General features: G+C 48.3%; 23 protein-coding genes. 21 read left to right on the top strand and 2 right to left on the bottom strand.

The genetic code is table 11. The annotated features are described in order from the left end of the window. Nucleotides 1–25 precede the first annotated feature (25 nt). Nucleotides 26–949 (bottom strand): RluA family pseudouridine synthase, encoded by a 924-nt coding sequence (locus ACTHUG_RS06555; protein ID WP_440385643.1) that lies wholly within the window; start codon nucleotides 947–949, stop codon nucleotides 26–28. A gap of 209 nt (nucleotides 950–1158) precedes the next feature. Between ACTHUG_RS06555 and ACTHUG_RS06550 the strand changes: the two genes are divergently transcribed. Further along, nucleotides 1159–1461 carry a hypothetical protein gene (locus ACTHUG_RS06550; RefSeq protein WP_440385644.1) on the top strand — a complete coding sequence of 101 codons (303 nt, stop codon included), beginning with the start codon at nucleotides 1159–1161 and terminating at the stop codon, nucleotides 1459–1461. A gap of 55 nt (nucleotides 1462–1516) precedes the next feature. Here ACTHUG_RS06550 and ACTHUG_RS06545 read toward each other — a convergent pair whose 3' ends face one another. Continuing rightward, the gene (locus tag ACTHUG_RS06545) at nucleotides 1517–2023 is read right to left on the bottom strand and encodes a hypothetical protein (protein WP_440385645.1); all 507 of its coding nucleotides are present in this window, start codon (nucleotides 2021–2023) and stop codon (nucleotides 1517–1519) included. 256 nt (nucleotides 2024–2279) lie between these two features. Here ACTHUG_RS06545 and hisS point away from each other — a divergent pair, with 256 nt between their 5' ends. The 20 genes from hisS (at nucleotide 2280) to ACTHUG_RS06445 (ending at nucleotide 20435) form a co-directional block, all read left to right on the top strand. Further along, nucleotides 2280–3575 (top strand): histidine--tRNA ligase, encoded by a 1296-nt coding sequence (gene hisS / locus ACTHUG_RS06540; RefSeq protein ID WP_128582809.1) that lies wholly within the window; start codon nucleotides 2280–2282, stop codon nucleotides 3573–3575. Then, nucleotides 3576–4205, top strand: a complete 630-nt coding sequence (locus tag ACTHUG_RS06535) for a YfgM family protein (RefSeq protein WP_440385646.1) — start codon at nucleotides 3576–3578, stop codon at nucleotides 4203–4205. Nucleotides 4206–4346: 141 nt separating this feature from the next. After that, nucleotides 4347–5804 carry a ribosome biogenesis GTPase Der gene (gene der / locus ACTHUG_RS06530; RefSeq protein WP_049331367.1) on the top strand — a complete coding sequence of 486 codons (1458 nt, stop codon included), beginning with the start codon at nucleotides 4347–4349 and terminating at the stop codon, nucleotides 5802–5804. A gap of 294 nt (nucleotides 5805–6098) precedes the next feature. Beyond that, nucleotides 6099–6395: an RNA chaperone Hfq gene (gene hfq / locus ACTHUG_RS06525; protein WP_036493792.1), complete on the top strand. Its 297-nt coding sequence runs from the start codon at nucleotides 6099–6101 to the stop codon at nucleotides 6393–6395. Between the two features lie 78 nt (nucleotides 6396–6473). Then, a complete protein-coding gene (locus ACTHUG_RS06520; protein WP_440385647.1) occupies nucleotides 6474–7043 on the top strand; it encodes a class I SAM-dependent methyltransferase in 570 nt (189 codons plus the stop codon). A gap of 52 nt (nucleotides 7044–7095) precedes the next feature. Beyond that, entirely contained in the window at nucleotides 7096–7470 is a 375-nt protein-coding gene (locus ACTHUG_RS06515; protein WP_036491806.1) for a SirB2 family protein, read from the top strand. A 15-nt stretch (nucleotides 7471–7485) separates the two neighbouring features. Next, nucleotides 7486–7974, top strand: a complete 489-nt coding sequence (gene folK, locus ACTHUG_RS06510; RefSeq protein WP_440385648.1) for a 2-amino-4-hydroxy-6-hydroxymethyldihydropteridine diphosphokinase — start codon at nucleotides 7486–7488, stop codon at nucleotides 7972–7974. 97 nt (nucleotides 7975–8071) lie between these two features. Continuing rightward, entirely contained in the window at nucleotides 8072–8707 is a 636-nt protein-coding gene (locus ACTHUG_RS06505; protein WP_070838434.1) for a deoxynucleoside kinase, read from the top strand. Between the two features lie 36 nt (nucleotides 8708–8743). After that, complete coding sequence (locus tag ACTHUG_RS06500) at nucleotides 8744–9187, top strand: peroxiredoxin (protein ID WP_070713021.1); 444 nt, start codon at nucleotides 8744–8746, stop codon at nucleotides 9185–9187. 76 nt (nucleotides 9188–9263) lie between these two features. Beyond that, on the top strand, nucleotides 9264–10142 hold the full coding sequence (gene xerD, locus ACTHUG_RS06495) for a site-specific tyrosine recombinase XerD (RefSeq protein ID WP_070713019.1): 879 nt from the start codon (nucleotides 9264–9266) through the stop codon (nucleotides 10140–10142). Nucleotides 10143–10369: 227 nt separating this feature from the next. Then, nucleotides 10370–10570 (top strand): (2Fe-2S)-binding protein, encoded by a 201-nt coding sequence (locus ACTHUG_RS06490; RefSeq protein WP_003681978.1) that lies wholly within the window; start codon nucleotides 10370–10372, stop codon nucleotides 10568–10570. A gap of 131 nt (nucleotides 10571–10701) precedes the next feature. Further along, nucleotides 10702–10935, top strand: a complete 234-nt coding sequence (locus ACTHUG_RS06485; protein ID WP_070461515.1) for a glutaredoxin family protein — start codon at nucleotides 10702–10704, stop codon at nucleotides 10933–10935. A gap of 69 nt (nucleotides 10936–11004) precedes the next feature. After that, the gene (gene scpB / locus ACTHUG_RS06480) at nucleotides 11005–11613 is read left to right on the top strand and encodes an SMC-Scp complex subunit ScpB (protein WP_070713016.1); all 609 of its coding nucleotides are present in this window, start codon (nucleotides 11005–11007) and stop codon (nucleotides 11611–11613) included. Between the two features lie 288 nt (nucleotides 11614–11901). Next, entirely contained in the window at nucleotides 11902–13563 is a 1662-nt protein-coding gene (recN, locus tag ACTHUG_RS06475; protein ID WP_070584322.1) for a DNA repair protein RecN, read from the top strand. Between the two features lie 115 nt (nucleotides 13564–13678). Next, nucleotides 13679–14635, top strand: a complete 957-nt coding sequence (gene gshB / locus ACTHUG_RS06470) for a glutathione synthase (protein ID WP_070584324.1) — start codon at nucleotides 13679–13681, stop codon at nucleotides 14633–14635. 68 nt (nucleotides 14636–14703) lie between these two features. Next, entirely contained in the window at nucleotides 14704–15087 is a 384-nt protein-coding gene (locus ACTHUG_RS06465) for a diacylglycerol kinase (protein WP_070584350.1), read from the top strand. A 131-nt stretch (nucleotides 15088–15218) separates the two neighbouring features. Next, nucleotides 15219–15698, top strand: coding sequence for a copper chaperone PCu(A)C (locus ACTHUG_RS06460; RefSeq protein ID WP_070584325.1), 480 nt, complete (start codon nucleotides 15219–15221; stop codon nucleotides 15696–15698). A gap of 126 nt (nucleotides 15699–15824) precedes the next feature. Beyond that, the gene (gene mnmA, locus ACTHUG_RS06455) at nucleotides 15825–16928 is read left to right on the top strand and encodes a tRNA 2-thiouridine(34) synthase MnmA (protein WP_070584326.1); all 1104 of its coding nucleotides are present in this window, start codon (nucleotides 15825–15827) and stop codon (nucleotides 16926–16928) included. A gap of 92 nt (nucleotides 16929–17020) precedes the next feature. Beyond that, nucleotides 17021–18676 (top strand): AMP-binding protein, encoded by a 1656-nt coding sequence (locus ACTHUG_RS06450; RefSeq protein WP_070584327.1) that lies wholly within the window; start codon nucleotides 17021–17023, stop codon nucleotides 18674–18676. Between the two features lie 124 nt (nucleotides 18677–18800). Continuing rightward, the gene (locus ACTHUG_RS06445) at nucleotides 18801–20435 is read left to right on the top strand and encodes a CTP synthase (protein ID WP_063076388.1); all 1635 of its coding nucleotides are present in this window, start codon (nucleotides 18801–18803) and stop codon (nucleotides 20433–20435) included.

The raw sequence follows: 20435 nt of genomic DNA, 5'->3' as shown, positions 1-20435 counted from the left end.
CCTTTTTTTTATTGGATTGGATAACTTAAAGCGCAAAACCGCTTTCAAATACGCGGATTTCTCCGCTGACAGGATCGGTGAACTCAATTCTTTTGGCCAGAAGTTTTAAAGGTTTGTCGTAGTCTTCCTCGCCGGCCGCCAATGGGGTAGGGTAAAGCGCATCGTTCATCAGCGGCATGTTCAAACTCATCATATGCACGCGCAGCTGGTGTTTCTTCCCGGTATGCGGCGTGAGGCGGTAGAGGCTGAATGCGCCGCGGTTTTCGATAAGCTCGATGGTCGTGTGGGCGTTGGGTTCGCCTTCCGTTTCGCGCGTGAGGAAGAATTTTTCACCGCGTTCCATTCGTGACGAAATATCCAGCGGATAGTCCAAATCCGTCCGCGTCGGCGCCACCGCTTCATAAGTTTTTCGGACGGTTTTTTCTTGGAACATGGTCTGATAATCGCGACGCGTGGCAGGGTTGAGCGAAAGCAGCATAACGCCTGCCGTATCTTTGTCCAAACGATGAATCGGCGTAATGTCTTCAACATTCAAATGCTGCAATTCCGACCGCAAACGCAGGCGCGTGAGCAGCGTTTCCCGCAAAAACCTGCCGCTGGGGATGACGGGCAGAAAATGCGGTTTGTCCACTACAAGCAAATGCTCATCAATATGCAAAATCTTTTCTTCAAACGGAATACGCGGCTCACTCTCACGGCTGGTTTCACGGTAATAAAACATCGTCTTACCGGGTTCGAACAAGGTATTCTCATCAAACGGTACGCCATCTGCGCCCACCACAAAACCGCTATTCAGCCGCCGCCGCCAGTTTTCTTCACCGACAAAGGGAAAATGAGCGCATAGAAAATGCAGCAGCGGCAAGCCGTAAAATTGCTTTTCATGCGGTAAAACCAAATAACTGGGTTTGACACCGTCTAAAAGGGGTAGGGGATTGGTACGTTTTTTCATGCGGCGGATTGTACTCGGTTTTTAGGATTTTTTCAGATGGCCTTGTTTTTATGGAAAATAAGTTCCTAATAATAGATATGTATTGATGCAGGTTTTGTGTTTAAATAGATTCTTCAAACGAGCAGAGAAACTGGTTTTGTTTGAGCTTGCTTTTATGGCATGAATTGAAGAAATGATAAAGAAGCAATATCTAAGAAAAGGAGAATATTATGCAGAGAAAAATCTGCATAATCATCATGTTATCCGCGTTTTCCGTGTCCGCTATGGCGGGCGGGGAAGTTCGGCTTGGTAAGAATAAGGCATACGATAATGAGTATGAACTTGTGGTAGAGCATGAAGTAAATGAAGAAGTTTCACAATTAAATCAAGACGAGTATGCCGCACATCCAATACGTAACGATAGCGGCGTTATGCAGTCAGGGAAAGCTGCTTCAGGCAGACAAGCTGTTTCCCAATACGGAAAACCTAATTTACCGCCTGTACGCTTAAATCCGCATCCTTCACGACCTTGATTACAAAATCAAAGGGCTGCTCCATTTGTTTAGACAGCCCTTTTGTTTTGTTGGCTCACTCACATTTTTGTTTGCGTAAAACAAGTTTATAATCAGTTTTGATGCTGGTTTGATCGCCAATCATCTTAAAATCATCTATCAAACAACGGTCTTCTATACATTTTAACGTGAAATCTGCACCGACTCTATGGCCGTCAAATTGTTTAAATGTTGCCCGGACGGTATGGGGAGAAGTGACCTTGACTTGCAAGGTTTTATGGAAGTTGTCAGGATGATCCTGACCAAATCCCAAGTAGTAATGTATCGGCATGTCACATCCCATCTCCATATCGGGTTGCTTACGGATATTAGTGTCAAATTTATTGAATTGTCGGATGATTTTTTGTAGTTCAGGCGTGGTAATACGTTTGTGTTCAGAGCCTAAATCCACTTTAGACAGATAAACCTTTTTGACTAAATCTATTTTGGCTTGATTATTTGTGGCGTTATTTGCAGCCATCGCTTGAGAAGATAGGCTGGTAGTCAACAAGCCGATAACAAAAAGAGAGCGCAGTGTTTTCATGATGTGCATAGGGATGAGATGAAAAGAATCTAAGTATAACGACATTGAATCTATATTGAATATATTTTTAAGAAATTTAAGTTGAAAGGCAGGGGAAGGATGGGAATCATTGAATATGATTCTGTAATCTGCTTACAGGCCGTCTGAATGCGAAAACCGATTTTCAGACGGCCTTTTGATTTGTTCCCAACCTCACAAACCCTTAAAAATCAGCTATAATGCCCAACTATTTGATTTTCGCTTATCCCATATTGAAATGGCACAAAAAATTCAATCTGTAAAAGGTATGAACGACCTTTTACCTGTCGAACAAAAAGATTTCAAACTGACGGCTGCGTTTTGGCAGGCGTTTGAAGATACGGTTAGTTGTTGGACACGCGCTTACGGCTATCAGCAAATCCGTACGCCGATTGTCGAGCAAACCGGTTTGTTTGTCCGCTCCATCGGCGAGGAAACCGATGTGGTCGGCAAGGAAATGTACACCTTCTCTGATTCAAACGATTCTTTGAGTTTGAGCCTGCGTCCTGAAGGTACGGCTTCTTGTCTGCGTGCGGTGGTCGAACACAACCTTCTGTACAACAGCCCGCAAAAGCTGTGGTATATGGGGCCGATGTTCCGCCGCGAGCGTCCGCAAAAAGGCCGTTATCGTCAGTTCCATCAGGTCGGTATCGAGGCTTTGGGTTTTGAAGGGCCGGATATCGATGCGGAAATCATCGCGATGTCAGCCGATTTGTGGGAAAAATTGGGCATTCGCGAATACCTGACTTTGGAAATCAATAGCTTGGGTAACCGTGAGGAACGCGCGGCACACCGTGCGGCATTGGTTGAATATTTGACCCGCTATGAGGCGCAACTGGACGAAGACAGCAAACGCCGTCTGAAAACCAATCCTTTGCGCGTTTTGGATACGAAAAACCCTGATTTGCAGGAAATCTGCAACGCGGCGCCGCGTTTGGTGGATTACTTGGGCGAGGCTTCGCAAAACCACTATGCACGCTTCAAGGCGATGTTGGACGGTTTGGGTATCCAATATGTTGAAAATCCGCGCTTGGTACGCGGTTTGGATTACTACAATCAGACGGTTTTTGAGTGGACGACCGACAAACTCGGCGCGCAGGCGACTGTGTGCGGTGGCGGCCGTTACGATGGTTTGATTGAAGAACTTGGCGGCAAACCTGCGCCGTCTATTGGCTTTGCGATGGGTATTGAGCGCTTGCTGCTTTTGGTGAGTGAATACGGCTCGCTGGAAGTGAACGCTGCGCCTGATGTCTATGCAATGCACCAAGGCGAAGGTGCGGACTTGCAGGTGATGAAATACGCGCAAGCCTTACGCGCACAAGGTTTCAATGTGATGCAGCATTCCGGCTATCAAAGCCTGAAAGCGCAAATGAAAAAAGCAGACAACAGTGGCGCACGCTTTGCCCTGATTGTGGCTCAGGATGAGCTGGCAAACGGTACGGTTACCCTGAAAGATATGCAGGGCAAACACGAACAGAAAACCGTTGCCGCCGCTGATTTGACAGACACTTTACAACAATGGAAGAACGCATAAATGGCAGCCCATTTGGAAGAACAACAAGAGTTAGACAACTTTAAATATTTTTGGAAACGCACCGGCCGTTGGATCTTTGCCTTGCTGATCGTGGCGGCTTTGGGATATTTGGGTTACACCATTTACCAAGGCCAAAAAGCTTTAAAAGATCAGGAAGCCGCCGCTGTATTGGCGCAAATGGTGGAAAAGGCGCAGCAAAAAACCGACCCCAAAGCCATCAACGCCGATTTGGCTGAATTGCAAAAAAACTATCCTGATTCCATTTCGACAGCCCAAGCTACCTTGATGGTAGCGGCGACAGAGTTTGATGCCGGCCGTTATGATGTGGCGGAAGGTCATTTGAATTGGGTACTGAAAAACCAAAACGCACCGCTAGTTCAAGCTTTGGCAGCCCAGCGTTTGGGCGTTGTCCTGTTGCAGCAAAAAAAATACGATGCCGCCATCAATGCCCTGAATACTCAGGTTGAGGCTGATTTCGAGCCTTTGATGCTGGAAACCAAAGGCGATGTTTACGTTGCCCAAAATAAAACCAAAGAAGCCGTACAAAGCTACGAAGCTGCTTTGAGTAAATTGCCGCAAACTGCCGTGGGCCGCGAATTGCTGCAAATGAAAATCGACAGCTTGAAATAAGTTTTTTTAAAATCAAGGCCGTCTGAAGTTGCCATGACTTTTCAGACGGCCTACACTTATCCTTATCAACCGTGTTTTTAAAACACCTGCTTGTGTTCCGCTCCCGTTTTTAGGCGGCACTTGACACAGAAAGACTCCATCATGAAACCAACCATCGCGCTTGTCGGCCGCCCCAATGTCGGCAAATCTACTTTATTCAACCGTTTGACGCGTACCAAAGACGCGCTCGTGCATGACTTGCCCGGCCTGACGCGTGACCGACATTACGGTCATGGCAAAGTCGGCAGCAAACCTTATTTGGTCATCGATACCGGCGGTTTTGAGCCGGTTGTGGACAGCGGCATTTTGCACGAAATGGCGAAACAGACCTTGCAGGCTGTCGATGAAGCTGATGCGGTTGTGTTTTTGGTGGATGGCCGCACCGGTTTGACGCCGCAAGACAAAATTATTGCCGACCGTTTGCGTCAAAGCCCGCGTCCCGTTTATTTGGCGGTGAATAAGGGCGAGGGCGGCAATAGGGCCGTGCTTGCCGCCGAGTTCTACGAACTTGCCCTGGGCGACCCTTATGTTATTTCAGGTGCGCACGGCGATGGCGTGTATTATCTGATTGAAGATATTTTGGAAACCTTCCCTGAGCCTGAAAAGGAAGAGGAAGAAGCGAAACATCCTGTTTTTGCTGTAATCGGCCGTCCAAATGTCGGTAAATCAACCTTGGTAAACGCCATCCTTGGCGAAGAACGTGTGATTGCCTTCGATATGGCAGGCACGACGCGCGACAGTATCCATATCGATTTTGAACGCGAAGGTAAACCGTTTACCATCATCGATACCGCAGGTGTGCGCCGTCGCGGCAAAGTGGATGAAGCGGTGGAAAAGTTCTCCGTTATCAAAGCCATGCAGGCGGTTGAGGCGGCAAACGTTGCTGTTTTGGTGTTGGATGCGCAACAAGATATCGCCGATCAAGATGCGACGATTGCAGGTTTTGCTTTGGAAGCAGGCCGTGCTTTGGTGGTGGCGGTCAATAAATGGGACGGCATCAGCGAAGAGCGGCGCGAGCAAGTGAAACGCGATATCAACCGCAAACTGTATTTCCTTGATTTTGCTAAGTTTCACTTTATTTCCGCGTTGAAAGAGCGCGGTATAGACGGTTTGTTTGAAAGCATTCAGGCTGCCTATAATGCGGCAATGATTAAGATGCCGACGCCGAAAATCACGCGTGTCCTGCAAAGCGCGATTGAACGTCAACAGCCGCCGCGTGCAGGTTTGGTGCGTCCGAAAATGCGCTATGCCCACCAAGGCGGCATGAATCCGCCGGTGATTGTGGTACACGGTAATTCGCTGCACGCCATTTCTGACAGCTACACGCGCTATCTAACCCAAACATTCCGCAAAGCCTTCAATCTGCAAGGTACACCGCTCAGAATTCAATACAATGTTTCGGAAAACCCGTATGAAAATGCGGAAGACAAACCGAAGAAAAAACCGCTGCGCCGTGTCAGCCTGAGCAACCGTATTGAGAAACGCGAGGGCCGCAAGGAAGAGAAAAACCGCTTCAAGAAGAAAACCAAAGTCAGCGTGAAAAAACAATTCAGCAAATAAGCATAAAGGCCGTCTGGACAATTTCAGACGGCCTTTTATGATGGAATGTAAGTTATTCATGTTTCATGATATTTATCGATTGAATTTATCGGAATCAAAATACATAAAATCAAGGTTGGGAAAGGTTGTGAAGATGAAAACGAAACAGTCGGTTTGTTGTGAACTTCCTTTATTGCCGGAATTCAAAACGGTGTGATAGAAAAAAATAGTTGGTAATTTATTCTATTCAGGGCTACAATCCCATCAAACGCCGATTTTGGTGTCTTTACAATCATAATAATGGAGCTCAAGAATATGACAGCTAAAGGACAAATGTTACAAGATCCTTTTTTGAATGCGTTGCGTAAAGAGCACGTTCCGGTTTCAATCTACTTGGTAAACGGCATCAAGCTGCAAGGCCAAGTGGAATCATTTGACCAGTACGTTGTTCTGTTGCGTAATACTTCCGTCACTCAAATGGTTTACAAACACGCTATCTCAACAATCGTTCCTGCACGCGCAGTCAGCCTGCAACACGAAAACAAACAACCTCAAGCCGCTGCCGCAGCTGCTCCGGTTCAAGTTGAGACTGTGCAGCAACCTGCCGAATAAATGATGTAACGCATTCCTGTTTTTCAATACCTTACCGCTTTTGCGGTAGGGTATTTTTATTTTCAGACGATCTTTATCATGCTGCTTGAAAACATTCTTCCCTTTGCCCACTCCCTGTTACGACAAGCCTTAAAAGCAGGCGGCCGCGCTTTGGATGCGACGGCTGGAAACGGACATGATACTTTGCTGTTGGCGCAATTGGTTGGCGAGACGGGTAGGGTGTGGGCGTTTGATGTGCAACCCAAAGCACTGGCGCAGACTCAAGGCCGTCTGAAAGAAAACGGCGTAGATGGTCGGGTAGCCCTGATACATGACGGCCATGAAAACCTTTTATCTTATATCGACGAGCCTTTAGATGCCGCGGTATTTAATTTTGGTTGGCTGCCGGGCGGCGATAAAAGCTGTACGACTGAAGCGGCAAGCAGCATCCGTGCACTGACGGATACTTTGGATTTGCTGAAAGAGGGCGGGCTTGCCGTGGCGGTATTGTATCCGGGGCATGAAGCCGGCCGAATAGAAGCTGAGGCGATTGTACAATGGGCGGAAACTTTGCCACAGGAAGCTTTTGCCGTGTTGCGCTATGGCTTTGTCAACCGCCGCAATGCGCCGCCCTATCTGCTGGCGGTTGAAAAGTTGCGTCAGAAATAGATGTTTGCGGTAAAATAGCTGCTTTCATTCCTTCTACCGACAAGAAACTGTTATGCAATACCTGTTTGTCAAATACAGCCACCAGATTTTTGTAACCATTACCATTTTGCTGTTTAACATCCGCTTTTTCATGCTTTGGCGTCATCCTGAAAAACCGTTGGCAGGCATTTGGAAAGCCATGCCGCATTTGAACGACACCATGTTGCTGTTTACCGGCTTGTGGCTGATGAAGATTACCCATTTTTCGCCGTTCAATGCGCCGTGGCTCGGCATGAAAATCCTGCTGTTGCTGGTTTATATTGTGTTGGGCATGATTATGATGCGTTCGCGTCCGCGTTCGCCGAAATTCTATATCGTCTATATTTTGGCCATGTCGTGTGTTGCCACGATTGTTTTCCTTGCCAAAACCAAAACACTGCCGTTTTAAAAGAGGCCGTCTGAAATGTATCCGCATTTTGCCGTTGTCGCTTTGGGCAGCAATCTTGCCAATCCTGCCGAACAGGTGCGCGCCGCTTTGGCCGAATTGGACGCGCATCCGCATATCCGGCTCGAAAAGGCTTCTTCCCTGTATCTGACTGCGCCGGTCGGCTATGACAATCAGCCCGATTTTGTGAACGCCGTGTGTGCCGTGAAAACTTCATTGGACGGCGTGGCGCTGTTGGCGGAGTTAAACCGCATCGAGGCGGAATTTGGGCGAGAGCGTAGCTTCCGTAATGCGCCGCGCACCTTGGATTTGGACATCATCGATTTTGACGGTATCCGCAGCGATGATCCGCATCTGACCTTGCCGCATCCGCGCGCGCATGAGCGCAGTTTCGTGATGTTGCCGTTGGCCGAAATTCTTCCGGATTTCGAGTTGGGCGAGCATGGCCGTGCGGCTGATTTGGCTCAGGCTTTGGGCGGGCAGGGGATTTGCCTGTTAAAAGAATAAGGGCCGTCTGAAAAACAGGCTGAAACAAGAAAGGGCGTGTTGGACACGCCTTTTTTGCTATAAAATATTGTTGGGAAACACATTACAAAGAGTTACTATGAATCCTCGTTATATTGTTGTCGAAGGCGCCATCGGTAGCGGCAAGACTGCTTTGAGCCGCCGCTTGGCAGAGCATTTCAGCGCGTTGCTGTTGTCGGAGAATCCGGATCACAATCCGTTTCTCATGAAGTTTTACAGCAATGTTTCCAATAATGGCTTGGCCGCCGAGCTTTTCTTCCTGACGCGCCGCGCTGAAAGCGTGAATATTATTGAAGATCATTGCGCACAAGGTGGAATGGTTGTGGCTGATTTTCTGCCGGAAAAAGACCGCATTTTTACGCCCATCGTTTTGAATGATGACGAGCGGCAGCTTTTTGCTGATATAAAGCAACGCATTTTGCCGCAATACGCGGAACCTGATGTGGTGATTTATCTGCAAACCGCTGTCGAAAACAACCGCAAACGCCTGCAAAAACGTCAAGAGGGTATCATCAGCTTGTTTCCCGAAGGCTATTTGGGACGGGTGCATGACGAATACAGCCATTTCTTCCATTTGTATCAAAGCGCGCCTTTGCTGACCGTCAATGCCGATGAGTTGGATTTGGCCGGCAATGACGACCACTTCCAGCTTTTGTTGCGCGCATTGGAAGATTTTCAAGGTACGCGCAGTTATTTGAATTTAAGCGAAAAATAAACGAAGGCTAGGTTTAGGCCGTCTGAAAGGAATAATATGTCAAAATATCAATTCACACTCCCATCTTCTTCCGGTAGCGATTTTAACTCCGCCGAACATTTGCCGTTGGTTGTCTATTTTTATCCTAAAGACAACACGCCCGGCTGTACCACCGAAGGCTTGGATTTCAATGCCCGATTGGAACAATTCAAAGCATTGGGCTATACCGTTGTCGGTATTTCGCGTGACGGCGTTAAATCGCATCAGAATTTCTGCGCTAAACAAGGCTTCCAGTTTGAATTGTTGAGCGATAAAGAAGAAACCGTCTGCAAACTGTTTGACGTGATCAAGCTGAAAAAGCTTTACGGCAAAGAATCCCTCGGCATTGAGCGCAGCACGTTTGTGTTGGACGAAAACGGCGAAATTGCCCATGAGTGGCGCAAAGTCAAAGTGGCCGGACACGCGCAGGAAGTTTTGGATACAATCTCTCAAGCCTCTTAAATAGGGCTTTGAAAACCTAAGGCCGTCTGAACGGATGTAAAGTTATGCCGTTCAGACGGCCTTTCAATACAGTTTGATGAGTATGGACGATTTAATAGACAAGCTGCTTGAATCCCTTTGGCTGCAAGACCGGCTCAGCCACAATACGCTGCAAAGTTACCGCCGTGATTTGGTTAAAATCGCAGAGCGTTTGGCCGAGTGCGGGCAGGATTGGTTGAGTGCTGATGAATTTGCCCTGTCTGATGCCGTGTATGCGGAGGGGGAAAAAAGCACGTCCCAAGCGCGGGCATTGTCGGCTTGCAAGCGTATGTACGGCTGGTTGGAAGAAACAGGCCAAAGAGCAGACAATCCCACCCGTTTTCTCAAGGCGCCGAAATCGGAACGCAAACTGCCCACGCTGATTACCGAAGCCCAAATCGACGCACTGCTGGCTGCGCCGGATGTGGAAACGCCGCATGGACTGCGCGACAAAGCCTTGCTTGAAGTCATGTATGCAACAGGTTTGCGCGTGACCGAAGCCGTCAAATTGACGCTCAGCGATATCGATTTACATCGCGGCAGTATCCGTACCATAGGCAAGGGCGACAAATTGCGTCTGGTTCCGTTGGGACAGGAAGCGGCATATTGGGTGGAACGCTATTGCAACGAATCGCGTCCGTTGTTGCTGAAAAACAAAATTTGCGACGAAGTATTTGTCAGCCAGAAACGCAGCGGCATCAGCCGTCAGCTTGCATGGATGATAGTCAAAGAATATGCCGAAGCGGCCGGTATTGCTTCGCTCAGCCCACACGGTTTGCGCCATGCTTTTGCCACGCATTTGGTCAATCACGGCGTCGATTTGCGTTCGGTCCAGATGATGTTGGGACATTCCGATATCAACACCACGCAGATTTATACCCATGTTGCCAATATCCGTTTGAAAAACATGGTCGATGAACACCATTCCCGTTCATAAATAAAGGCGGCATCTCGAAGATGCCGCTTTTTGTTATTGAGGCCGTCTGAAAGGTTATCAAAATTTAAAATTATAAAATATCAATCATAATATAAAATTTCATAGAAAAATTTCAAAACAAAAGGACAGTGCCAATATTGCAATGCAAACCGTTTTTATTTATATTTACGTTCAAGAATAAATCCTACTCTCAATTACAGAGGGTAACAAAATTATTGGAGCACATCATGTTTGTCTGCATCTGCAACGCCATTACTGACCACGACATCAAAGAGACCATCGCCGCCGGTGCAACCACCATGAGCGATTTGCAGGCTCAATTGGGCGTGGCGACTTGTTGCGGTTGCTGCGGCGAATTGGCTGCATCGTTTTTGACAGCAAGCAGTGCCCAAAATACCGTGACTGCAGGTATTAACGTTCAGTCTTAATTTCAGAATACACACAAAGGCCGTCTGAAGGCGTTATCTCGCGCCTGTTCAGACGGCCTTTGTTATGCCTGTATGGTTTGGCGGCATTTTGCTATACAATGGCCGCTTTTGTCCCTCCGAGAGTAACCGCCATGAAACTGACCTTGATGTTTCGGGAATATTGCAGCCTGTGCCACAAAATGCGCGAACAATTAAAGCCTTATCAGGAGCAGTTTGGATTTGAACTGGATATTGTTGATGTCGATGCCGATCCGGTTTTAGAAGAAAAGTACAATGAGCTGGTGCCTGTTTTGCTGGATGGCGATACCGAAATTTGCCATTGGTTTTTGGACGAGGAAAAACTGAAAGCGCATTTGAGTGCATAACAAACTGTTGACTATATTGTATTTCAGACGGCCTTTGGCTATTTATGCTGTCTGAACATTGATTTTATTATGACTGAAAAACTTTCTCCCGATGCGCTGATTGAAGCGGCGCTGTTGACACAAGTCGAACCCTTAAACGAAAAAGCCATGCGCGAATTGTGCGTGCCGCCGTTGTCGCAAGACAAGCTGATTGATGTGTTGGCGCAACTGAAGGCTCGCTGGCAGGACAGGGCTTTGCAACTGGTGCATACCCATGAGGGCTGGCGCTTCCAAATCGCCCAAGCCGCGTTTGAACGACTGGGCAGCCTGCAAGAGCAGCGCGCGCCGCGTTATTCCCGCGCCGTGATGGAAACGCTGGCGATTATTGCCTATCAGCAACCGGTAACGCGTGGCGATATCGAAGGCATACGCGGCGTGGCGGTGTCGCAAAATGTCATGCAAACCTTGCAGGATAGGGGCTGGATTGAAGTCATCGGCCACCGTGATTCTGTCGGCCGTCCGGCATTGTGGGCAACAACGGCAGCATTCTTAAGCGATTTGCGTTTGGAAAGTTTGGAAGAATTGCCGCCACTGACTGAATTGGGCGAGCTGGTGTTGCCTGATTTGATGGAAACGCCGCCGACAGGCGATGAGGAGGCTGAAGAAGCAGTAGAATCAGGAAGCAGACTGATTAACTGATTTGAATGTAAAGGCCGTCTGAAATAATTGTGTTTCAGACGGCCTTTGTGTTAGTTATTCTAGCGTTTTATAGTATTAAATGAACGCTTTATATCATTGAATAAGCCAGCCAGGGTAACAATATGGCGTGGTGCGTTTAGCAGTTTCTTAAAAAATAATTTGTTTAAAATAAATATCTTAGATAAATCATAAGAAAAATCTGATTTAAACTATAAAAAATCTTAGTTATAATCAGCTTATCTAAAGCTATTCCGCATGGTTGCGGGTAATTTACTAAGGAATACTGCAATGCTGTTGGCACTTTCTTTGCGTGATTTTGTCATTGTTGAAAACCTGAATCTTGATTTTCAAAACGGCTTTACCGTATTGACGGGCGAGACCGGCGCAGGCAAATCGATTACTCTGGATGCAATTGGCCTGTTGTTGGGCGATAAAGCCGATTACAGCCAAGTGCGCAGCGGTGCCAAAGAAGCGCAGTTGTCGGCTTTGTTCGACATCAGCGGTTTGTCTGAACTGAAAGCGCAGCTGCAGGAGCAAGGCCTTTTGGAAGAAGATGCGGAAGAGCTCAGCATCCGCCGTATTATCGATGCCAAGGGTAAAAGCCGCAGTTATATCAATAATCAGGCAGTAACATTGGCGCAGCTGAAGGCCATTGGCGAGCAGTTAATCGATATTCACGGCCAAAATGCCCATCATTCGTTGAATCAAGAGTCTGCGCAACGCGAGTTGTTGGACGCATTTGCCGGCAGCAAAGAGCAGGCAGAAACGGTCAAACAGCTTTATCAAAATTGGGTCAATGCGAAAAAGGCACTGCAAGAAGCACAAGAGCAGGCAGAAACCATGGCCATCGAACGCGAGCGTTTGGAATGGCAGTTTAATGAATTGAACCAATTGGAGCTCAAACCCAACGAATGGGAAACCTTAAGCCAAAGCCATGACAGCCTGGCGCATTCGGCCGAATTGCTGCAAACCGCCGAGCAGGTGGGCGACAGTATAGACGGAGACAACGGCATCCAACGTCAAATCTATCAATGCCAAAAACTGCTGGGCAATCTGCAAAACATTGAGCCGCGCTTTGCCGAGAGCCTGAATATGTTGGCAAGTATTGAAGCAGAATTGGGTGAAATCAGTGCCAATATGCGCGATGTGGCTGGTCGCAGCGACATCGATCCTAATGAATTGGCCGCACAAGAAAGCCGTATGGGCGAATTGATGAGTATGGCGCGCAAATACCGCATTGAGCCGGAAGAGTTGCCGCAAAAGTTGGCGGAAATCGACGAGCGCTTGCAAAACCTGCACGCGGCTGCTGATTTGGAAGCCTTGGAAAATGCAGTCGCACGCAATCTTGCCGAATACCATGAAGCCGCGCATATTCTCTCTGCCATGCGCCATCAGGCAGCCGGCCGTTTGGGTGAAGAGACCACCGAGCATATGCAACATTTGGCCATGAAAGGCGCACGTTTTGACATCGTCTTGTTGCCGTCTTCGCCGACCGCGCATGGTCTGGAACAGGTGCAATTCCAAGTGGCAGCGAATAAAGGCAATCCGTCCCGTCCTTTGAACAAAGTGGCTTCCGGCGGCGAATTGGCGCGTATCAGCTTGGCTTTGCAAGTGGTTGCCAGCCAATACACGCAAGTGCCGACATTGATTTTTGACGAAGTGGATACCGGTATTGGTGGCGGTGTTGCTGAAATGGTCGGTAAAGCTTTGCGTGCCTTAGGTAAAAAACATCAAGTCTTGGCGGTAACCCATCTTCCTCAAGTCGCCTCTTGCGGTGAAAACCATTGGCAGGTGCGCAAGCATAGCGAAGGCGAACAAACCGTTAGCGAAATCAGCGTCTTGAACCATCATCAGCGCATTGAGGAAATTGCGCGTATGCTGGGTGGCGAAATCATTACCGATACCACACGCAGCCATGCCGCCGAACTCTTGCATTTGGCAGCCGCCTAAAAGCTTCAAGGCCGTCTGAAAATAGGATTCAGACGGCCTTTTCTATATTTTGCCACCTTTTCAGGCAGGCAGAATACAAGGTATGATTATATCGTCTGTTTACAAGGAAATTTTGATGAAAGTCCTGTTTATCGCCGATCCGATGGCAAGTTTTAAAACCTATAAAGACACTACTTACGCCATGATGCGTGAAATGGCAAAGCGCGGTTGGCAGCTTTTTCATACCTTGAGCGGAGAATTGTCCGTCCGTGAAGGTTTGGTAGTGGCTCAGGCAGCGGCATTTGAGTTTGTCGGCGCGAAGAACGATGACGATCACGAATGGTTTAAAGCAGAGGCAAAAGTTCAGACGGCCTTGAAAGACTTCGATGCGGTCATTATGCGCACTGATCCGCCGTTTGATATGCAATATCTGTATGCAACCCAGTTTTTAACTTTGGCACAGCAGCAGGGCGCAAAAGTATTTAACAGCGGACAAGCAATGCGTGATTTCAATGAGAAATTGGCGATTTTGAACTTCAGCCAGTTTACCGCGCCGACTTTGGTTACCACACGTTCCGCCGATGTCCGTGCCTTTTTGAAAGAACACGGCGACATCATCATCAAACCGTTGGACGGCATGGGTGGTATGGGCATTTTCCGTCTGACCGAATCCGACCCCAATATCGGCAGTATCCTTGAAACCCTGATGCAGCTTGATTCACGCACCATCATGGCGCAACGTTATATTCCTGAAATCGTACATGGCGACAAGCGCATTCTGATTATTGGCGGGGAAGTTGTTCCGTATGCTTTGGCGCGTATTCCGCAAAACGGCGAAACACGCGGCAACTTGGCTGCCGGCGGTCGCGGCGTGGCACAGGAATTGAGCGAGCGCGACCGTGAAATTGCAGAAACCCTTGCGCCTGAATTGAAGCGCCGCGGTATTTTGCTTGCCGGTTTGGATGTCATCGGCAGCAACCTGACCGAAGTCAATGTAACCAGCCCGACCGGCTTCCAAGAAATCATGAAGCAAAAAGATTTCGACGTTGCCGCCATGTTCGCAGATGCCGTTGCATCTTGGGCAAAACAATAGAACCAAAGGCCGTCTGAAGATTGACCCGACCGTTTCTCTTCAGACGGCCTTTTTATGTTGAGAATATGATGGAACCATCTTCCTACGCATCTGAAAAAAAAGGTAAAAACGGCATTAAGCGCATCATTAATGCGTTCGGTTATTCCAAAGACGGACTGGCTGCCGCGTACCGTTATGAAAGTGCATTTCGCCAAGTTTTTTGGTTGAACCTGATTTTAATTTTTTTGGCTTTCTTCCTTGATTTCGGCCCGCTCACTAAAATGGTGCTTGTTGTCGCATCGTTTATTTCACTGATTACCGAATTGTTTAATACCGCCGTCGAGGCAGCCGTTGACCATACCTCTACTGAAAAACACGAGCTGGCCAAGCGTGCCAAAGATGCCGGCTCGGCCGCGCAACTGATGGCTTTGTTCATGTTATTTATTGTTTGGATTGTTGCATTAACTGCTTAGAAATGTGGTAATATGGTAATTCATTAGGATTAGATAGTATTAGTTAATCTATATCAAAGTTTTCAGACGGCCTTCGGTTGTAAGATGAAGGCCGTATATTCCAGCCATGTGGCAAACATAAGGAGCAAAACATGAAAAAATTAATGGCAACCCTGATTCTGGCAGGCTTGGCAACTTCCGTATCTGCAGCCGGTATCCATATTGAAGACGGTTGGGCACGTTCTACCGTTGAAGGTATGAAAATGGGTGGCGCATTCATGAAAATCCAAAACGATGAAGCCAAACAAGACTTCTTGGTAGGCGGCAGCAGCCCTGTTGCCGAACGTGTTGAAGTACACACTCACGTGAACGACAACGGCGTTATGCGCATGCGCGAAGTTAAAGGCGGCGTGCCTTTGGCTGCGAAAGGCGTAACCGAACTGAAACCAGGCAGCTACCACGTTATGTTCATGGGTCTGAAAAAACAATTGAAAGAAGGCGAAAAAGTACCTGTAACCCTGAAATTCAAAAACGCGAAACCCCAAACTGTCGAGCTGGAAGTGAAAACCGCACCGCAATCCGGCATGGATCACGGTCACGGCCATGGTCACGGTGGCGCGCATCAGCACTAATTGCTTGAATTTGCATATAAAGGCCGTCTGAAAGTCATTGGGCTTTCAGACGGCCTTTTCTGTCGTTAAATCAAAATGTGCTAAAATTACGCTTTAAAAAATGCATTTGAAACCCACATTCCGCTCATGAATACTACCAACACACCAACAAACATCATCGTCGGCCTTTCCGGCGGCGTCGATTCATCCGTTACCGCGGCCCTGCTCAAGCAGCAAGGCCATCAAATCAGCGGCGTGTTCATGCAGAACTGGGAAGATGACGACAACGACGAGTATTGCAGCATCAAACAAGACTCCTTTGATGCCATTGCCGTTGCCGATATCATCGGAATCGATATCGACATCGTCAATTTTGCCGCACAATATAAAGACAACGTATTTGCCTATTTCCTCAAAGAATACAGCGCAGGCCGCACGCCAAACCCGGATGTCTTGTGCAATGCCGAAATCAAATTCAAATGCTTTTTGGACTATGCCATCGAGCAGGGCGCCGATACCATTGCCACCGGACACTATGCCCGCAAAGAAGTTCGCAACGGCGTGCATTACCTGCTCAAAGGCTTGGATCAAAACAAAGACCAAAGCTATTTCCTGTACCGCCTCAAACCTTTCCAACTTGAGCGCGCAATTTTCCCATTGGGTGAGTTGGAGAAGCCTGAAGTCCGCCGTCTTGCCGAAGAATTCAAATTACCGACTGCAACCAAAAAAGACAGTACCGGCATTTGCTTTATCGGCGAACGCCCGTTCCGCGAATTTCTGCAAAAATACCTGCCGACCAATAATGGCAAAATGGTTACCCCTGAAGGCAAAGTGGTTGGCGAACACGTCGGCTTGATGTTTTACACGCTGGGCCAACGCAAAGGCTTGGGTATCGGCGGCGCAGGCGAACCATGGTTTGTCGCGGCCAAGGATTTGACCAAAAACGAACTGATTGTCGTACAAGGCCATGACCATCCTTTGCTTTATACTCGAAGCCTGGTTATGAACGATTTGAGTTTCACATTGCCCGACCGTCCGAAAGAAGGCCGCTATACCTGCAAAACGCGCTACCGTATGGCTGACGCGCCTTGCACGTTGCGTTACTTAGATGATGAAACCATCGAGCTTATCTTTGACGAGCCGCAATGGGCGGTAACCCCCGGACAATCAGCGGTACTGTACGACGGCGATGTGTGCTTGGGCGGCGGCATCATCATGTCCACCGACAAGCCTGTCATCATTACTGCTTAACACAAGGGCCGTCTGAAAACGAAGCGGCAGATTGAATAAAGCCTTCAGACGGCCTCGATTTCAAAAAACGACTCAATAAAAGACTGATTAATATGGAAAAACTCTGGCTCAAAAGCTACGAACAAGGCGTAAACCCTGAAATCGATATTTCTCAATACAGCTCCATCAGCGACGTATTCCGTCAAAGTGTCGAGAAATTCGCAGATAAACCTGCTTTTCAAAATATGGGCAAAACACTGACTTATGCCGAAGTAGGCAAGTTGGCGACCGATTTTGCATCTTACCTGCAAAATGTATTGAAACTGCCGCGCGGTGAGCGTGTGGCGATTATGATGCCGAACGTTTTGCAATATCCGATTGCGCTTTTCGGTATTTTGCAGGCAGGTTTGGTGGCAGTGAATACGAATCCGCTTTATACGCCGCGCGAGTTGGAACATCAGTTGAAAGACAGCGGCGCGACAACGATTGTCGTGTTGGAGAACTTTGCCAATACGCTGGAATTGGTGTTGCCGCGTACACAAATCAAACATGTGATTGTCGCGTCGGTCGGTGAGATGTTCGGCATGATTAAAGGCGTGTTGATGAACTTTGTCATCCGCAAAGTGAAAAAAATGGTGCCGGAATACCGCATTCCCAATACCGTGACTTTTCAGACGGCCTTGAAGCAAGGTGCAGCAAATACGCTCAAACCAGTCGAGTTGACGCGCGACGATACTGCCTTGCTGCAATATACAGGCGGTACAACCGGTTTGGCGAAAGGCGCCGTCCTTAGTCACGGCAATATCTGCGCCAATATGCTTCAGGCGAAAGAATGGATTAAAAATAGCCTGCACGAAGGCAAAGAAACGGTCATTGCCGCGTTGCCGCTTTATCATATCTTTGCCTTGACGGTAAACCTGATGATTTTCGCCAATACCGGTTCTAAAATCATCCTGATTACCAACCCTCGCGATATGAAAGGGTTTATCGGTGAATTGAAAAAAGAGCCGATTAGCGTATTCATCGGTGTGAATACCCTGTTTAATGCGATGGTCAACCGTCCGGATTTTGCCGAAGTTGATTTTTCCCGTTTGAAGCTGACTTTGGGCGGCGGTATGGCAACACAAAAAGCCGTGGCGGAAAAATGGAAAAAAATTACCGGTACGCCGATTGTGGAAGCTTATGGTTTGACCGAAGCCAGCCCGGGCGTATGTTGTAATCCTTTGAATATCGAAGCTTACAGCGGCGGTATTGGTCTGCCTGTTTCTTCAACCGAGGTCGAATTGCGTGATGCGGATGGCAAAGAAGTGCCTATCGGACAGCCGGGCGAATTGTGGGTACGCGGCCCGCAAGTGATGAAAGGCTATTGGAACCGTCCGGAAGAAACCGCCAAAGCAATCGATGCACGCGGCTTTTTAGAGACCGGCGATATTGCTGTGATGGATGAAAAAGGCTGGTTGAAGCTGGTGGACCGCAAAAAAGATTTGATTGTGGTATCCGGTTTCAATGTGTATCCGAACGAAATCGAAGAAGTGGTGGCCGGAAACGACAAAGTCTTGGAAGTCGCCTGTATCGGCGTGAAAAGTGAGAAAACCGGCGAAGCGATTAAGGTCTTCGTCGTACGCAAAGACCCGTCTTTGACTAAGGAAGAGCTGATCGATTTCTGCCGCAAAGAACTGACGGCGTATAAAGTGCCGAAAGACATCGAATTCCGCGACGAGTTGCCAAAATCCAACGTTGGCAAAATCCTGCGCCGCGAGCTGCGCTGATATATAGAATCAGTATGATAAGGCCGTCTGAAAACGCTGTTTTCAGACGGCCTGAAGCTTTTGCCGTTTGCCAGAATATGCTGCTTCAAGTTAAAATCACACATTCCAACATGGGTATCACATCATGACTAAATTTATTTTCGTAACCGGCGGCGTTGTATCTTCTTTGGGTAAAGGTATCGCCGCCGCTTCTATTGCTACTATCCTTGAGTCGCGTGGCTTGAACGTGACCATGCTTAAACTCGACCCGTATATCAACGTTGACCCGGGTACCATGAGCCCTTTTCAACACGGCGAAGTATTCGTGACCGATGACGGCGCGGAAACCGACCTCGACTTGGGTCACTACGAGCGCTTCATCAACGCCACCATGACCCGCCGTAACAGCTTCAGTACCGGCCAAGTCTATGAAAACGTGATTGCCAAAGAGCGCCGCGGCGACTATTTGGGTGGTACCGTACAAGTGATTCCGCACATTACTGATGAAATCAAACGCCGTATCCATGAAGGCGCGGCTGGTTATGATGTGGCGATTGTTGAAATCGGCGGTACAGTCGGTGATATCGAATCGTTGCCTTTCTTGGAAGCCATCCGCCAAATGCGCAGCCAGCTCGGCCGCAACAATACATTGTTTGCCCACCTGAGCTATGTGCCTTACATTGCCGCCGCCGGCGAAATCAAAACCAAACCGACCCAGCATACCGTTAAAGAAATGTTGAGCATCGGTTTGCAACCGGACATCCTGATCTGCCGTATGGACAGAGAAATGCCTGCGGACGAGCGCCGTAAGATTGCTTTGTTCTGTAACGTTGAAGAACGTGCCATCGTGGGCAGCTACGATGTGGACAGCATCTACGAATGCCCTGAAATGCTGCACAACCAAGGCATCGACAGCATTATTACCGAGCAGTTGCAGCTGAATGTCAAACAAGCCGATTTGACCGAATGGAAGAAAATCGTTCACGCGATTCGAAATCCGAAACATACCGTCAAAATCGCGATGGTCGGCAAATACGTTGATTTGACCGAGTCCTACAAATCATTGATCGAAGCCCTGAAACACGCCGGTATTCACACTGAAACCGACGTACAAATTACCTTTGTCGACAGCGAAAGCATCGAGAAGGGCAATGGCGACGTTTCCATGCTCAAAGGCATGGACGCGATTTTGGTGCCGGGCGGCTTCGGTTCACGCGGCGTAGAAGGCAAAATTGCCGCCGTACGCTATGCGCGTGAAAACAACGTACCATATTTGGGCATCTGTTTGGGTATGCAAATTGCCCTGATTGAATACGCCCGCGATGTTGCAGGCTTGAAGGGTGCGAACTCTACCGAGTTTGACTTGAAATGCGCCGCGCCTGTCGTTGCCCTGATTGACGAATGGCAAACTGCCGACGGCAGCGTAGAAACCCGTGACGAATCTGCCGATTTGGGCGGCACCATGCGTCTGGGTGCGCAAGAAGTTGACCTCAAACCGGGCAGCCTTGCTGCAAAAATCTACGGCAGCGAACATATCCGCGAACGTCATCGCCACCGCTACGAAGTTAACAACAACTACGTTCCTCAGTTGGAAAAAGCCGGTTTGGTCATTGGCGGCGTATCCGCAGGCCGCGAGCGTTTGGTTGAAACCATCGAATTGCCAAATCATCCTTGGTTCTTCGCGTGTCAGTTCCATCCGGAATTTACTTCCAATCCGCGCAAAGGCCATCCTTTGTTCAGCGCATTTGTGAAAGCTGCGTTGGGTAACAAAAAAGCCTGA

Origin of the sequence: Neisseria sp. P0022.S009, from assembly GCF_051956675.1 — a bacterium.
In the GTDB taxonomy this organism is placed as follows: Bacteria; Pseudomonadota; Gammaproteobacteria; order Burkholderiales; family Neisseriaceae; genus Neisseria.
This window is presented reverse-complemented; position numbering and strand designations above follow the sequence as displayed.

Excerpts from the sequence above, each read along its gene's own strand:
- folK (WP_440385648.1), top strand. The coding sequence starts at position 7,486 with ATGTATCCGCATTTTGCCGTTGTCGCTTTGGGCAGCAATCTTGCCAAT.
- ACTHUG_RS06520 (WP_440385647.1), top strand. The coding sequence starts at position 6,474 with ATGCTGCTTGAAAACATTCTTCCCTTTGCCCACTCCCTGTTACGACAA.
- hisS (WP_128582809.1), top strand. The coding sequence starts at position 2,280 with ATGGCACAAAAAATTCAATCTGTAAAAGGTATGAACGACCTTTTACCT.
- ACTHUG_RS06550 (WP_440385644.1), top strand. The coding sequence starts at position 1,159 with ATGCAGAGAAAAATCTGCATAATCATCATGTTATCCGCGTTTTCCGTG.
- mnmA (WP_070584326.1), top strand. The coding sequence starts at position 15,825 with ATGAATACTACCAACACACCAACAAACATCATCGTCGGCCTTTCCGGC.
- gshB (WP_070584324.1), top strand. The coding sequence starts at position 13,679 with ATGAAAGTCCTGTTTATCGCCGATCCGATGGCAAGTTTTAAAACCTAT.
- ACTHUG_RS06490 (WP_003681978.1), top strand. The coding sequence starts at position 10,370 with ATGTTTGTCTGCATCTGCAACGCCATTACTGACCACGACATCAAAGAG.
- ACTHUG_RS06465 (WP_070584350.1), top strand. The coding sequence starts at position 14,704 with ATGGAACCATCTTCCTACGCATCTGAAAAAAAAGGTAAAAACGGCATT.
- ACTHUG_RS06545 (WP_440385645.1), bottom strand. The coding sequence starts at position 2,023 with ATGAAAACACTGCGCTCTCTTTTTGTTATCGGCTTGTTGACTACCAGC.
- ACTHUG_RS06450 (WP_070584327.1), top strand. The coding sequence starts at position 17,021 with ATGGAAAAACTCTGGCTCAAAAGCTACGAACAAGGCGTAAACCCTGAA.
- scpB (WP_070713016.1), top strand. The coding sequence starts at position 11,005 with ATGACTGAAAAACTTTCTCCCGATGCGCTGATTGAAGCGGCGCTGTTG.
- recN (WP_070584322.1), top strand. The coding sequence starts at position 11,902 with ATGCTGTTGGCACTTTCTTTGCGTGATTTTGTCATTGTTGAAAACCTG.
- der (WP_049331367.1), top strand. The coding sequence starts at position 4,347 with ATGAAACCAACCATCGCGCTTGTCGGCCGCCCCAATGTCGGCAAATCT.
- ACTHUG_RS06555 (WP_440385643.1), bottom strand. The coding sequence starts at position 949 with ATGAAAAAACGTACCAATCCCCTACCCCTTTTAGACGGTGTCAAACCC.
- ACTHUG_RS06500 (WP_070713021.1), top strand. The coding sequence starts at position 8,744 with ATGTCAAAATATCAATTCACACTCCCATCTTCTTCCGGTAGCGATTTT.
- ACTHUG_RS06515 (WP_036491806.1), top strand. The coding sequence starts at position 7,096 with ATGCAATACCTGTTTGTCAAATACAGCCACCAGATTTTTGTAACCATT.
- hfq (WP_036493792.1), top strand. The coding sequence starts at position 6,099 with ATGACAGCTAAAGGACAAATGTTACAAGATCCTTTTTTGAATGCGTTG.
- ACTHUG_RS06505 (WP_070838434.1), top strand. The coding sequence starts at position 8,072 with ATGAATCCTCGTTATATTGTTGTCGAAGGCGCCATCGGTAGCGGCAAG.
- ACTHUG_RS06485 (WP_070461515.1), top strand. The coding sequence starts at position 10,702 with ATGAAACTGACCTTGATGTTTCGGGAATATTGCAGCCTGTGCCACAAA.
- xerD (WP_070713019.1), top strand. The coding sequence starts at position 9,264 with ATGAGTATGGACGATTTAATAGACAAGCTGCTTGAATCCCTTTGGCTG.
- ACTHUG_RS06535 (WP_440385646.1), top strand. The coding sequence starts at position 3,576 with ATGGCAGCCCATTTGGAAGAACAACAAGAGTTAGACAACTTTAAATAT.
- ACTHUG_RS06460 (WP_070584325.1), top strand. The coding sequence starts at position 15,219 with ATGAAAAAATTAATGGCAACCCTGATTCTGGCAGGCTTGGCAACTTCC.
- ACTHUG_RS06445 (WP_063076388.1), top strand. The coding sequence starts at position 18,801 with ATGACTAAATTTATTTTCGTAACCGGCGGCGTTGTATCTTCTTTGGGT.